General features: G+C 62.9%; 11 protein-coding genes. 5 read left to right on the forward strand and 6 right to left on the reverse strand.

The genetic code is table 11. The features are described from left to right. Nucleotides 1–39: 39 nt before the first annotated feature. Together BGRAMDRAFT_RS09250 and ppa are read right to left on the reverse strand one after the other, a co-directional pair. A complete protein-coding gene (locus BGRAMDRAFT_RS09250) occupies nt 40–2,154 on the reverse strand; it encodes an FUSC family protein (protein ID WP_006048448.1) in 2,115 nt (704 codons plus the stop codon). A 285-nt stretch (nt 2,155–2,439) separates the two neighbouring features. Next, nucleotides 2,440–2,967, reverse strand: coding sequence for an inorganic diphosphatase (gene ppa, locus BGRAMDRAFT_RS09255; protein ID WP_006048449.1), 528 nt, complete (start codon nt 2,965–2,967; stop codon nt 2,440–2,442). A gap of 285 nt (nt 2,968–3,252) precedes the next feature. Between ppa and BGRAMDRAFT_RS09260 the strand changes: the two genes are divergently transcribed. The 4 genes from BGRAMDRAFT_RS09260 to BGRAMDRAFT_RS09275 all read left to right on the forward strand — a co-directional run bounded on the left by BGRAMDRAFT_RS09260 (nt 3,253) and on the right by BGRAMDRAFT_RS09275 (nt 7,886). Next, nucleotides 3,253–4,692 (forward strand): aldehyde dehydrogenase family protein, encoded by a 1,440-nt coding sequence (locus BGRAMDRAFT_RS09260; RefSeq protein WP_006048450.1) that lies wholly within the window; start codon nt 3,253–3,255, stop codon nt 4,690–4,692. A 60-nt stretch (nt 4,693–4,752) separates the two neighbouring features. Further along, nucleotides 4,753–5,511, forward strand: a complete 759-nt coding sequence (locus BGRAMDRAFT_RS09265; protein WP_006048451.1) for an SDR family oxidoreductase — start codon at nt 4,753–4,755, stop codon at nt 5,509–5,511. 177 nt (nt 5,512–5,688) lie between these two features. Continuing rightward, nucleotides 5,689–7,008, forward strand: a complete 1,320-nt coding sequence (locus BGRAMDRAFT_RS09270) for an MFS transporter (protein WP_006048452.1) — start codon at nt 5,689–5,691, stop codon at nt 7,006–7,008. A 152-nt stretch (nt 7,009–7,160) separates the two neighbouring features. Further along, entirely contained in the window at nt 7,161–7,886 is a 726-nt protein-coding gene (locus BGRAMDRAFT_RS09275; RefSeq protein WP_006048453.1) for a hypothetical protein, read from the forward strand. Here BGRAMDRAFT_RS09275 and BGRAMDRAFT_RS09280 read toward each other — a convergent pair. Further along, on the reverse strand, nt 7,868–8,920 hold the full coding sequence (locus BGRAMDRAFT_RS09280) for a transcriptional regulator GcvA (RefSeq protein WP_006048454.1): 1,053 nt from the start codon (nt 8,918–8,920) through the stop codon (nt 7,868–7,870). The two genes, BGRAMDRAFT_RS09275 and BGRAMDRAFT_RS09280, sit on opposite strands and share 19 nt — an antisense overlap. 101 nt (nt 8,921–9,021) lie before the next feature. On the opposite strand from BGRAMDRAFT_RS09280, the gene gstA reads away from it, so the two are divergent. Then, the gene (gene gstA / locus BGRAMDRAFT_RS09285) at nt 9,022–9,633 is read left to right on the forward strand and encodes a glutathione transferase GstA (protein ID WP_006048455.1); all 612 of its coding nucleotides are present in this window, start codon (nt 9,022–9,024) and stop codon (nt 9,631–9,633) included. A gap of 75 nt (nt 9,634–9,708) precedes the next feature. On the opposite strand, the gene BGRAMDRAFT_RS09290 is transcribed toward gstA, so the two are convergent. Genes BGRAMDRAFT_RS09290 through BGRAMDRAFT_RS09300 form a run of 3 tightly spaced genes read right to left on the reverse strand, consistent with a single transcriptional unit; the run spans nt 9,709 to nt 12,762 of the window. Beyond that, the gene (locus BGRAMDRAFT_RS09290; RefSeq protein ID WP_006048456.1) at nt 9,709–10,875 is read right to left on the reverse strand and encodes an ABC transporter permease; all 1,167 of its coding nucleotides are present in this window, start codon (nt 10,873–10,875) and stop codon (nt 9,709–9,711) included. A gap of 6 nt (nt 10,876–10,881) precedes the next feature. After that, nucleotides 10,882–12,036 (reverse strand): ABC transporter permease, encoded by a 1,155-nt coding sequence (locus BGRAMDRAFT_RS09295; RefSeq protein ID WP_006048457.1) that lies wholly within the window; start codon nt 12,034–12,036, stop codon nt 10,882–10,884. Nucleotides 12,037–12,057: 21 nt separating this feature from the next. Continuing rightward, complete coding sequence (locus tag BGRAMDRAFT_RS09300) at nt 12,058–12,762, reverse strand: ABC transporter ATP-binding protein (protein WP_029970058.1); 705 nt, start codon at nt 12,760–12,762, stop codon at nt 12,058–12,060. Nucleotides 12,763–12,764 lie beyond the last annotated feature (2 nt).

Raw genomic sequence — 12,764 nt, forward strand, 5'->3', positions numbered from 1 at the left:
TGACTGTGCCACCGTCAGCCACGCTTCATTAACGCCCAATCACCCCCGCGCTTCGCGCATCCGCTCCGTCAGCAAGCGCTGCATCAACGCAAGCTCGCCCACTGCATCCGCTTCGAGCGATGTCAAACGCTCGCGCGCCGGCAGTTCATGCCGTAGCGGCACGATCGCGCGATTCAGCGACGCCTCGATGTCCGCGCTCACCGCCTCCACCCACGCGCGAAGCTCGGCGTGCACATCGTGAGCTTCACGCCGGTTCGCGCTCAAGCGCAACTGCGTCGCCGTGCCCGCCATCTTGCGCAGCACGCTCAGCACCGTCAGCGTGACCGTGTCGACCATCGAGTGCTCCAGCTTTTCGAGGCGAATCCGCGCGATCGCCTCTTCGGCGTTATTGCTGCCGAGGCCCGCCGCCCTGCGCAGGCGCTCCATATCCTTTTCCGTGCGACGCGGCGATTCGAGCGCGGCAAGCAGATACGCCAGATTGGCGCGCACGGCGTCGCCGAGATACGCGCGGTAATCGGTTTTCTCGCGCGTCGGCCATAGATAGAACGTGGCGAACAGCGCGAGCACGCAGCCGAGCACATTGTTGCCGAGCCGCGTGAGCGCATACGCGATCTCGCTCGCGCCGGGCGTCGCGAAGTCGGCCACGAGCACGAACGTCGGCGTGAGGAACAACACGAACAAGCTGTAGCTGACGGGGCGCAAGGCCATCGTCGCCATCACCAGCGGAAAGACCGCGAGCGAAATGCCGAGCGGCGAATGAATCGCATAGCCGATGCCCGCCGCCAGCACGCCGCCGACAATGCTGCCCGCCGCGCGCTCGATGCTGCGCGGCCAGGTCGCGGCAATCGAAGGTTGCAAGATCAGCAGCGTCGCCATGGTCGCCCAATAGCCGAACGGCAAGCCGAGCACGCGGATCACGACAAAGCCCGCGGTCGTCGTCACGCCGACGCGCGCCGCATGGCGCAAGCCGACCGACTCCAGCGACAGGTTTGCCTTCAGCGTCGACCAGACCCGCGCCAACGTGATCGCGACACTCCCTAAGAAATGCGGCGGCGCCTGTACCGGCGTGAAGTCGACGAGTTCGAAGTCGGACTTCAGCTTGACCGGCTCCATCAGCGCGGTTTCAAGACGCCGCGCGAGCCGGCGCAAGCGCAACTGCAATTTCACGAGATGCGTCCAGCGCGCTTCGTTTGCATCGGCGCCGATGTTGCGCAGCGTCTCGCCCAGCGCCGTGAGAAGACGCGCCGCGCGTCTGATGTGGCGAGCGTGGTGTTCGTCGCCGGGCATTTTTTCGCACGCGCCGGAGACGGCGATCAGATACGCGAACAACGCCTCGCCTTCCGTCAGCAAGCCGAGCAGCGCGTCGTAGGTCTCGCGCGCGGCGGTTCGCGTCGGCGGCACGCGCGCCAGCGCCTTGCGCGAGCGCTCGAGCGCCGCGCGCGCATCGGCGCGAAACTGCGCGGCATGCGTCGCCCATTCGCGCGGCGTGCTGCGCTGCTGCAGCAGACGCGCGCTGTCGAACGCAATGTCCGCGAGCCGCAGATACACCGTGCGTAACGAAGCGCGGCTTGCGCCAAACGGCTGAATGCGCCACACGGTCAGGCTCAACGCGACCGCGAACAGGCAGCCGATCAGATAGACGCCGAGAAACGCGAGCCCTTCGCGGACGTCGTGCATCGGCCGGTCGACCATCACGACGCAGGCGGTCGCGGCGAGAATCGTCACTTGCGAGGTCGCCGCGCCCCAGATGCGGCCGAACGCGCCAAGGCTCGTGAAGACGAGGACTGCGAGCGCGGCAACCACCGTGCCGCTCGCCGACGCGAAAGCGGTGAGCCCGCCGCATGCGGTGGAGAGCAGCGCGAAGCCCATCATCGATGCAAAGCGGGCGCGGTTTGAACCGGCGGCATCGGCGAGACAGGTCCAGAACGCGCCGATCGCGGCCCACGCGAAGACCGGATCGTGCAGCAAGTTGCCGAGCGCGAGCATCGCCGTCGATGCGCACGCGGCGCGCAAGCCTTCGGAGAGACTGGCCTCGCTGGCGGAGAACGACACCATCCACACCGGCCGCTTGCGATAGATCGCCGTGGCGATCGCATACAGCCGATTCGACCAGCGAGGCAAGGGACGCGGCGTGTTGGACTTGCGGTTCGTCATCCGGACAGTGGGCTCCTGAGGCGGCGTGTGGCTGGGCAATGGCAGATTGGGCCGCGGTCGGGACAATCCGACGCGGTCACAAATCATAAGGGTTTATACCTGGATATAAAAATGGCTTCGGTTCATCCGCGCGATGCAGTTGGGCTATACGAGCGTGCCTCGGCTGCAATTGCAATAAAAAACCGCGCGGCCCGTTCCGGCTCGCGCGGTTTTGTGCACCTGGCTGGCGTCTGGCGTCTTACTTGGCGGGCCGATGATTCGATCTCATCGGCGCGCCAGAGCCATTTACTTCTTGTAGTTCGCCACGCCTTCGCTGATTTCCTTGTGCGCGGCTTCCATGTCGGCCCAGCCTTCGACCTTCACCCACTTGCCCTTCTCCAGCGCCTTGTATTGCTCGAAGAAGTGCTTGATCTGGTCCTTGAGGTAGGCCGGCACGTCGTCGATCGACTTCAGGCTTGCGGTCATCGGGCAGATCTTGTCGTGCGGCACGGCAATCAGCTTCGCGTCCACGCCCGATTCGTCGGTCATTTGCAGCATGCCGAGCGCGCGGGCGCGAACCACCGAGCCTGCCAGCAGCGGGAACGGCGTGATCACCAGCACGTCGACCGGGTCGCCGTCGCCCGACAGCGTTTGCGGAATGAAGCCGTAGTTGGCCGGATAGCGCATGCCGGTGCTGATGAAACGGTCGACGACGAGCAGGCCCAGGTCCTTGTCGGCTTCGTACTTCACCGGGTCGCTTTGCGCCGGGATTTCGATGATGACGTTGAAATCTTGCGGAAGGTCTTTCCCTGCGGGGACGTTATTGAAGCTCATGAGCGCTCTCTGGTCAGATGGAATTCGGAGCACGGCATGCGGCGCGTGGCCCGAGGCGATGCATGATGAAAACTCGCCCCGAACGCGAGCGCTGCGGCCGGACAGTGCGGAATGCGCCATTATAGCCAATCGGCCGATGGCATCCGTCGGCGGATCGGCGCGATAATCATCAGGCGTCGCTCGATTGTGCCTCTCGTTTATGAACACCGCGTAACGGCGTTCGTTCAGCGTTCCGTCGAACTTCTGTGGAACGTGCGCCGGTTGCGGACATGTCAAGGAGTCTGCATGGAAGAAGCCCGACACTTCATCGGCGGCGAGTGGGCCGCTGCTTCAGGCGGCGAGACCATCGCCGTGCTCGATCCCTCGGACGGCCAGCCGTTCACGCAACTCGCGCGCGGCACAGCGGCGGACATCGACGCCGCCGTTCACGCCGCGCGCCGCGCGTTCGAAGGTGCATGGGGCGCGGCGAGCGCGGCCGAACGCGGACGCGTGCTGTACCGGCTGTCGATGCTCGTCGCCGCGCATCAGGAAGAACTGGCGCAGCTCGAAGCACGCGATACCGGCAAGCCGCTCAAGCAGGCGCGCGCCGATTCGGCTGCGCTCGTGCGCTACTTCGAGTTCTACGCGGGCGCGGCCGACAAGCTGCATGGCGAGACGCTGCCCTACCAGGCCGGCTACACGGTAATGACGATCCGCGAGCCGCACGGCGTGACCGGCCACATCGTGCCGTGGAATTATCCGATGCAGATTTTCGGGCGCAGCGTGGGCGCGGCGCTCGCGGCGGGCAATGCGTGCGTCGTCAAACCCGCCGAAGACGCGTGCCTTTCGGTGCTGCGCGTCGCCGAACTGGCGGCCGAAGCGGGCCTGCCCGCAGGCGCGCTCAATGTCGTCACCGGTTATGGACACGACGCGGGAGCGGCGCTCGCGCGTCATCCGGGTATCGATCATATTTCGTTCACCGGCTCGCCCGAAACCGGCAAGCTCGTCACGCAAATGGCCGCCGAGAACCACGTGCCCGTCACGCTCGAGCTGGGCGGCAAGTCCCCGCAAATCGTTTTCGCCGATGCGGACCTCGACGCCGCGCTGCCCGTGCTCGTTTCGGCGATCGTGCAGAACGCCGGGCAAACCTGTTCGGCGGGCAGCCGCGTGCTGATCGACCGCGCGATTTACGAGCCGCTGCTCGACCGGCTGAGCGGCGCGTTCAACGCGCTGCGCGTCGGTCCGTCGCATGCGGATCTGGATTGCGGCCCGCTCATCAACGCGAAACAGCAGCAACGCGTGTGGGACTTTCTGTCCGACGCGCAGCATGACGGCATCGCGATGGCCGCGCACGGCGAAGTGATTCCCGAGGCGCCGGAAAGCGGCTTCTATCAGGCGCCCACGTTGTTGCGCGACGTGCCCGCGAGCCACCGCCTTGCCCGCGACGAAGTGTTCGGCCCCGTGCTCGCCGCCATGTCCTTCAGCGACGAAGACGAAGCGCTCGCGCTCGCCAACGGCACGCAATACGGCCTGGTGGCCGGCATCTGGACACGCGACGGCGCGCGGCAGATGCGTCTCGCGCGACGTCTGCGCTCGGGCCAGGTGTTCATCAACAACTACGGCGCGGGCGGCGGCGTCGAGTTGCCGTTCGGCGGCGTCAAGCATTCGGGCCACGGACGCGAGAAAGGATTCGAGGCGCTGTATGGCTTTACGGTGCTGAAGACGATTGCGATCCGGCACGGCTAGTTCGTGTCTCTGCATGCCCCGACTTACGCATCAACATCTACGACAAACAATGGAGACATCATGCGGTTGACAGGTAAAACGGCCATCGTCACGGGTGGCGGCTCGGGTTTCGGCGAAGGCATCGCGAAGACCTACGCACGCGAGGGCGCGAACGTCGTCGTCAACGATCTCAACGGCCCTTCTGCCGAGCGCGTCGCGAGCGAAATTGCGCTGGCGGGCGGCAAGGCGATTGCCGTGGCGGGCAACGTCGCGCAACGCGAGGACTGGCAAAAGCTGCGCGAGGCGGCGCTCGAAGACTTCGGCAGCGTGCAGATCGTCGTCAACAATGCGGGCACCACGCATCGCAACAAGCCGGTGCTCGAAGTGACCGAAGCCGAGTTCGACCGCGTGTACGCGGTGAACGTCAAGAGCATCTACTGGAGCGTGCAGGAGTTGGTGCCGTACTTCCGCGAGCAAGGCGGCGGCAGCTTCATCAATATCGCGTCGACGGCGGGCGTGCGGCCGCGCCCTGGACTCGTCTGGTACAACGGCAGCAAGGGCGCGGTGATCATCGCGAGCAAGTCGCTGGCGGTGGAACTCGGGCCGGACCGCATCCGCGTGAATTGCGTGAATCCGGTGATCGGCGAAACGGCTTTGCTGTCCGAATTCATGGGCGTCGAAGATACGCCTGAGAACCGCAAGCGCTTTCTCGCGGGCATTCCGCTCGGACGCTTTTCGACGCCGCAGGACATTGCGAACGCCGCGCTCTATCTGGCTTCGGACGAAGCGGAGTTCATCACCGGCGTGTGTCTGGAAGTGGATGGCGGGCGCTGCGTGTAGTCGTGGCTCTGGCGTTGGGTTTGGCGTTGGTGGCGTTGCCCTGAGCAAGCGCCGTTCACATACGGCGCTTGCCGGGCTCAGTGTTTTCCCCCGGTATCTAATTGACGTGCGAGCCGCGCCGCACGGCTAGAATCGATCGACGCGGCACTTCAATTCCACAAGAAAAGAGGAGACACCATGGCTAGTCCCGCAGATCCGCTCCACCATCCCGGCGCGGGAGCGCCGCCTTCCACTTTCGAAGAGGCGACCTATCGCAAGGTCAACTGGCGGCTCGCGCCGCTTCTGATGCTCTGCTACGTGGTCGCGTATCTCGACCGCGTGAACGTTGGCTTCGCGAAGCTGCAAATGACGAGCGACCTCGGCCTGAGCGATGCGGTTTATGGCTTTGGCGCAGGCATTTTCTTTGTCGGCTACTTTTTCTTCGAGATCCCAAGCAATGTGATTTTGCACAAGGTGGGCGCGCGCGTGTGGATTGCGCGGATCATGGTGTCGTGGGGCGTGATCTCCATGCTGACCATGTTCGTCACCACGCCGACCATGTTCTACGTGATGCGCTTTCTGCTCGGTATTGCCGAAGCGGGTTTCTTTCCCGGCATCATTCTGTATCTCACCTACTGGTATCCGTCGCATCGGCGTGGACGCATGACGACGTGGTTCATGACGGCGATTGCGCTCTCGGGAGTGATCGGCGGGCCGGTGTCGGGCTATATCCTGAAGACGTTCAATGGCGTGAACGGTTGGCACGGCTGGCAGTGGCTGTTTCTGCTCGAAGGGCTGCCGTCGGTGCTGGTGGGCATTCTGGTTTTCGTCGCACTCGACGATCGTATTTCGAAGGCCAAGTGGCTGACCGACGAAGAAAAGGAACTGCTGCAGCGCCACGTTTCCGCGGAAGAAGCGACCAAGCACGACATGCCGATTCGCCAGGTGCTGACGAGCGGCCGCGTGCTGATGCTTAGCCTCACTTACTTTTCGTTCGTGATGGGTTTGTATGGCGTGAGCTTCTGGCTGCCGACGATCATTAAGGCGACCGGCGTGACGGATGCGTTCGCGATCGGCCTGCTCTCCGCGATTCCGTTCGCGGCGGCGGTGGTGGCGATGGTGCTGGTTGCGCGCAGCGCGGACCGCATGCGCGAGCGTCGCTGGCATATTGCGTTGCCGGCATTTGCGGGGGCGGTTGGACTGGTGCTTTCGGTGGTGTACACGCACAACACGGTGCTCGCGATGGCTTCTCTCACGCTTGCGACGATGGGCATTCTCACTACGTTGCCGCTGTTCTGGAGTTTGCCGACGGCGATTCTTGCGGGAACGGGTGCCGCGGCCGGGATTGCGATGATTAATTCGATTGGCAATCTTGCGGGGTTTTTGAGTCCGTATGCGGTGGGGTGGTTGAAGCAGGCGACTGCGGCTAATGATTCGGGGATGTATATGCTCGCGGCGTTTCTGGTTCTTGGGGGACTGCTGGCGATTAGTGTGCCCGCGAGGATGGTTAATCGGTGAGTGGTTGAGTGATGGGACAAGCCTCGGCGGTTATGTGCCGCTGGGGCTTTATGCTGTTACAAAACGCGATGTCGTCGAGTTCACGGTATTGCCCCCGACGAACCATAGGTCTCTGTACGTTTACCTTGGTTTATACGCTTTCGAGGGCGCACATGAGATACGGCAAAGAGTTTTTCGACCGGCAACTTCGCTTTGCGCGCGTGGTCGCTGCGCTGGCAGCGATACCGTTGGAGCAAGCACTTCTCGACTATACAAACTTGTACGTGCGCTTCGGGCTGGGCCGAGCGTTCGATCAGGACCACCCGACGTGGCGCCGATATATACAAGGATTAAGCCAAACCACGCACGCGAGCGACTGGACATATAGCTTTTATCTCGCCCATGCGCAGGCAGGCAGAGAGACGCCGTTGGTGGCGACATTCGGCTGCTTTTCGTATGCAACACCGGATAGCCAATCCATACGCTTGCACTTTCAGAACACCGATACCGCGACCGTCTCGCCGTTGAGCATTGATCGGCTGCCGATGCGGCTTTCCGAACTTCGGGCGCTATTCGATCACGTACGCAGATACGAACCAGAGGCCGAAAGCGTACTCGGGACTTCGTGGCTCTATAACCTCCGGGCCTATCAGCGACTCTTTCCGGAAGCGTATATCGCAAGCGCTACGGTTGCGGACAACCGCTTTCGTAACATGTCCTTATGGGGCCAATTTCTCGACCGCAACGGAGGATTGAAAGTTGGCTTTACTGAGGACTTTTTGCGCAGGCTTTCGAAGACAACGACAGTGAGAGAACTCGCATCCTGCTTTCCGCTTCAAGCATTGGCTGTCAGCGCGCCGATCACTCAATTTCATACGTTCTACGACAGCGCAATGTGATCGTCACCGACCGCGTCAACGTTGTCATCGAAATCGGCGAGCCCAACGGTAGCCTCATCTCGCGAATCGCCAATCACGCCCATGAGCCACGTGCGCAGCGCCACCACCTTCGCGCAGTTGGCGAGATCATGCGGCGAGACGAGATAAAACGCGCGGTCGGTTATGACCGACTTGCCAAACGGCGCGATAAGGCGGCCGGCGCGCAAGTCGTCCTCCACGTAAGCACGCCGCCCGATGCACACGCCGTGACCCTCTACCGCGGCTTGCACGGCCATCAGCGCGAGATCGAAAGTCAGCCGCGCGCCCCCGCGCAAATTGGTTGGCAGCTTGGCCGCGTCGAGCCAGATGCTCCAATCGTTGCTTGTCACGCCGCTCACCTGCAATAGCGTGTGATGAGCGAGATTGTCGACGCTCGTGAGTGGATGACTGCCCGTCAGCAGTTTTGGACTGCATACCGGGAAGATCTCGTCGTCCATCAGCCGGTCAACGCGCAGCCCTTTCCATTCGCCGCTGCCGTAACGAATTGCCGCGTCCGCGCCACCGGCCACGAAATGGATCAAGTCAGTCGAAGCGCTCAAGCGAATATCGATATCGGGATGCTTAAGACGAAATGACCCCAAGCGTGGCAGCAGCCATTTAGATGCGAACGTGGCAAGCGTGGAAATGGTGAGCGTGCTCTTGTTGGAGCCTTCGAGCAGTTGCTCGGTGGAGAAGCGTAACTGCTCAAACGCGAGGCTCACTCCCTGCAAATAGACCTGCCCCGACGCAGTCAATTCGAGGCGCTCCTTGAAGCGATGAAACAGGCGGATGCCCAGTTCATCCTCGAGACGCCGTATCTGATGGCTAACCGCCGTCTGCGTCACATTCAGTTCGGCGGCCGCCTTGGTGAAGCTCATATGACGCGCGACACGTTCGAATACTTTCAAGCCGTTCAGTGAGGGAAGTTTTCCCGCCAATGCATTGCACCGTGTATAGCAAACCTGTAGACAGACCACGCTCGTTAAGCGGTCGATTCGGCGTCTCGCTGCCGTCATGACAATTTCTCATATCGTAGCAGGCAAGATGTCGTTTGCCAGGAGACCAGCTTGTTGCGATGCTTCGCGCTCGATCTCGCCGCAACAGAAGGACCTAACTCATGAAACTCTATTTCGCCGCCAATGCGTGCTCTCTGTCGCCGCATATCGTTCTGCGCGAACTCGGCCTGCCGTTCGAACTGGTCCGCGTCAACAACAAGACGAAGCAGACGTCCGAGGGCCGCAGTTTCCTCGACGTGAATCCGAAGGGCTATGTCGCCGCGCTCGTACTCGACAACGGCGAAGTGCTCACCGAAGGCCCGGCGATTCTTCAGTACCTGGCGGACCTGAAACCGGAGAAGATGCTCGCGCCGGCGAACGGCACCTGGGAACGTGTGCGACTCCAGGAAACGCTGAACTTCATCACGTCGGAAATTCACGCTGGCTGCGCCCCGCTGTTTAGCAGCGAGATTCCTGAGGGCGTGAAGGACGTCGTCAAAGAGAAGTTCTATAAGCGCCTCGACAATCTCGACGCCACGCTTTCGCGCAAAGACTACTTGCACGACGAGTTCGGCGTGGCCGACGCCTATCTGTACACGGTGCTGTCGTGGCTGCCGGTATTTTCAATAGACATCAAGCGCTGGCCGGCACTCGCACGCTTTCAGGACCGCATTGGCGCACGCCCTTCAACTCGAGCCGCGTTGGCAGCCGAGGAAGCCGTGCCCGCGGTCTAAAGCTCAAAGCCTCCGGTACTGGCGTCCCCGCAAACACTACCTACCGGCAATTCCAACTCCCCACACGCCATCCACTCACCTCGCCCGCAACGCATCCACAACATTCATCCGCGACGCGCGCAACGCGGGCAAAAAGCCGCCGACCAGCCCCATCGTCACCGAGAACGCCAATGTCTTCCCGACAATCGCGGGCGTCAGGATGAAGCGGAATGACAGGTCCGCGAAGGTCTGGAAGTTGGTTGTCGAGAACGACGCGAACTGCATGAACGCTGCGCAGCCAAGCCCCGCCAGTCCGCCGACGAGCCCCAGCAGCATCGCTTCGATGAGGAACGCCGCGAGCACGTTCGCGCGCTTGAAGCCGAGCGCGCGCAACGTGCCGATCTCCGCCACGCGATTCGCCACGGACGCATACATCGTGATCATCGCGCCGATCATCGCGGCAATGGAAAAGATGGCCGACAGCGTGAAGCCGAGTATGTTGAGGAACGTCGACAGCGCCTTCGACTGGTCGCTGTAAAAAGTCCGCTCGCGTTTCGCGTCGTCGGCGAGGCGGGGGTCGACGTCGATATCGCTCCTGAAGCGCTCGAACTGATCGCTCTCTGAAAGCCGCACGACCATCGACGAATAACTCGTCCGGCGAAACGCCTGCATTAGCTGATCGGCATCGCCCCAGATCTCTGAATCGAAGCCGCTGCCGCCTGCGTCGAAGGTGCCGACCACGGTCCACTCGCGCTGCGCGAAACGCAAGTGCTCGCCGGGCTGCGTGCGCGCGAAGCCCTTCGCAATGCTGCTGCCGACCACGATCTCCGACGAACCCGGCGTGAAGAAGCGCCCCGATGCGAGCCGCACCTGCGGCCGCAGGCCGATGCCCGCCTGCGACACACCGCGGATCACCACGTTCGACGGCTTGCCCGAGCCGATTTTCGCTAGCGAGATCAGCACGACCGACTCTTTCGACGCGAGCCTTCGTCCGTCGCCGCCGATCGCGACGGCCGGATGCATCTCGATCACGTTGGCCTGATTGCGGTCGATCGCGCTCTGCACTTCCGTCTCCGCGCCCTTGCGGATCACGACGACGTTGTCCTCTTCGCCCGTCGAGACGAGCGTTTTCTTCAGGCCCGCGTCGAGCATCAGCACCGTCGAGAACACGAATACGACGAGCGCGAGTCCGCCCGCCGTGAGCGCCGTCGTCAGGCGACGGGTCCACAGGTTGCGAGCAATATATGAAAGCGGAATGGCCACGATGCGCTACCCGATGGCCCGCAGGCCTTCGACGATCCGCACGCGCGCCGCCTGGATCGCCGGAATGATCGCCGCCGCCACGCCGACGACACCCGCACACGCCGCCTGCAACAGCACGGTGTCACGTGACACGTGGAAGACGGGGAATACACCGCCCGTCGCCTGCCGGAAGATACTGGCGGCGGGCGGCGTCAGCAGCATGCCGAGCCCGCCGCCCGCGATGCACAGCGTCAACGACTCGCCGAACATCAGCAGCGCGAGAAAGCCCGGTCCGAAACCGAGCGCCTTCAGCGTCGCGTATTCGACGGTGCGCTCGCGAGCGCTCATCGCCATCGCATTCGCCATCACGGCCATGATGATGACGATCACCACATACGACACGACGCGGATCGCCGCGATGATCTGATTCGACATCGCGACGAAGCCGAGCTGGAACGCCTGCTCCGTTTCGGTCAGCGTTTCTGCGAGGGAGTTTTTGAACACGTCGTCGACGTTGCGCGAGATCGCGGCGGCCTCCTCGGGAACAGCAATGCCCAGCACGTAGACACCGACCTGATCCGCGCGCCGCCCCGGCATTTTGCGCACCGATTCGTTCAGATAGTCCCAATGAAAAATGAGTTGCCGCGTGATGGTGGATTCGTCGCGGCCGTCCATGATGCCGCGCACGACAAACTCCCAGGTGCCCGGATAGATCGTGCCTTTGATGGGGATGACGTCGCCGACCTTGAAGCCGAACTGCGTCGCGAGTTGCCGGCCGACGAGACAGCCCTTGCGGTCGCGTACGTAATCGCTGCGCTGTTGAGCGGGCACGATCAACTCGGGATAGAGGTCCAGATAGTTGTCCGACACGGCGAACTGCGCGAAGAAGTTCTTCGGCTCGCGATACACGCCGCCGAACCAGCTCGAGCGCGCGACCAGCGTCACGCCTTCCACGCCGCGAATGCGGTTCTCGTAGCTGAGCGGCAGCGAGAACGTGAGCGAAATGGCGTTGCGCGTGACGAGGCGCGCGTTCGATGCGGCCGCGGCGCCCGCATACCACGCATCGACTACCGTATTGAGGAGCCCGTATGCGAGCACCGCGATGGTGAGCCCGAGCACCGTCAACGCAGTGCGCAGCTTGTGACGCAGCGCGTTGCGCGTAATCAGCTTCAGCGCGTGCATGACAGGCTGCCGTCGCGCCGATCAGCGTGTGTCGCCATCGGTCAGCTCCCCTTTGTCCAGATGCACGAGCGCATTCGCGGCGCCTGCGGCATGCGCGTCGTGCGTGACCATGATGATGGTCTTGCCCAGTTCGCGATTCAGACGTTGCAGCATCGCGAGGACTTCTTCCGCCGATGTGCGATCGAGGTCGCCGGTCGGTTCGTCGGCGACGATCAGCGTCGGATCGGTGATGACTGCGCGGGCAATCGCGACGCGCTGCTGCTGTCCGCCCGACAGCTCCGACGGATAGTGATGCGCGCGGTTCGCGAGATTGACCATCTCGAGCACCAGCTCGACGCGCTCGCGCCGCTCCTTGCGCGTGAGTCTCGTGAGCATCAGCGGCAACTCGATGTTCTCGAACGCCGTCAGCACCGGCATCAGGTTGTAGAACTGGAAGATAAAGCCGACGTTGGCCGCGCGCCAGTCGGCCAGCGCCGCTTCCGACAGTTGCGTGATGTCGAGCCCGCCCACGCGCAGCACGCCGCCATCGGGCCGGTCGATGCCCGCAATCAGGTTGAGCAGCGTGCTCTTGCCTGAGCCCGACGGCCCCATCAATGCGATGAAGTCGCCTTCTTCTATCGAAAGCGTGATGTTCGACAGCACCGGCACCGTCTGCACGCCGCGCCGGTACGACTTCACGAGGTGCGATATCTCGACGAGCGGCGCAGCGCCATTCGCGCGGTTCATAG

This window comes from Paraburkholderia graminis C4D1M, from assembly GCF_000172415.1.
Classification (GTDB): domain Bacteria; phylum Pseudomonadota; class Gammaproteobacteria; order Burkholderiales; family Burkholderiaceae; genus Paraburkholderia; species Paraburkholderia graminis.

Excerpts from the sequence above, each read along its gene's own strand:
- BGRAMDRAFT_RS09300 (WP_029970058.1), bottom strand. The coding sequence starts at position 12,762 with ATGAACCGCGCGAATGGCGCTGCGCCGCTCGTCGAGATATCGCACCTC.
- BGRAMDRAFT_RS09270 (WP_006048452.1), top strand. The coding sequence starts at position 5,689 with ATGGCTAGTCCCGCAGATCCGCTCCACCATCCCGGCGCGGGAGCGCCG.
- gstA (WP_006048455.1), top strand. The coding sequence starts at position 9,022 with ATGAAACTCTATTTCGCCGCCAATGCGTGCTCTCTGTCGCCGCATATC.
- ppa (WP_006048449.1), bottom strand. The coding sequence starts at position 2,967 with ATGAGCTTCAATAACGTCCCCGCAGGGAAAGACCTTCCGCAAGATTTC.
- BGRAMDRAFT_RS09280 (WP_006048454.1), bottom strand. The coding sequence starts at position 8,920 with ATGACGGCAGCGAGACGCCGAATCGACCGCTTAACGAGCGTGGTCTGT.
- BGRAMDRAFT_RS09295 (WP_006048457.1), bottom strand. The coding sequence starts at position 12,036 with ATGCACGCGCTGAAGCTGATTACGCGCAACGCGCTGCGTCACAAGCTG.
- BGRAMDRAFT_RS09250 (WP_006048448.1), bottom strand. The coding sequence starts at position 2,154 with ATGACGAACCGCAAGTCCAACACGCCGCGTCCCTTGCCTCGCTGGTCG.
- BGRAMDRAFT_RS09260 (WP_006048450.1), top strand. The coding sequence starts at position 3,253 with ATGGAAGAAGCCCGACACTTCATCGGCGGCGAGTGGGCCGCTGCTTCA.
- BGRAMDRAFT_RS09275 (WP_006048453.1), top strand. The coding sequence starts at position 7,161 with ATGAGATACGGCAAAGAGTTTTTCGACCGGCAACTTCGCTTTGCGCGC.
- BGRAMDRAFT_RS09265 (WP_006048451.1), top strand. The coding sequence starts at position 4,753 with ATGCGGTTGACAGGTAAAACGGCCATCGTCACGGGTGGCGGCTCGGGT.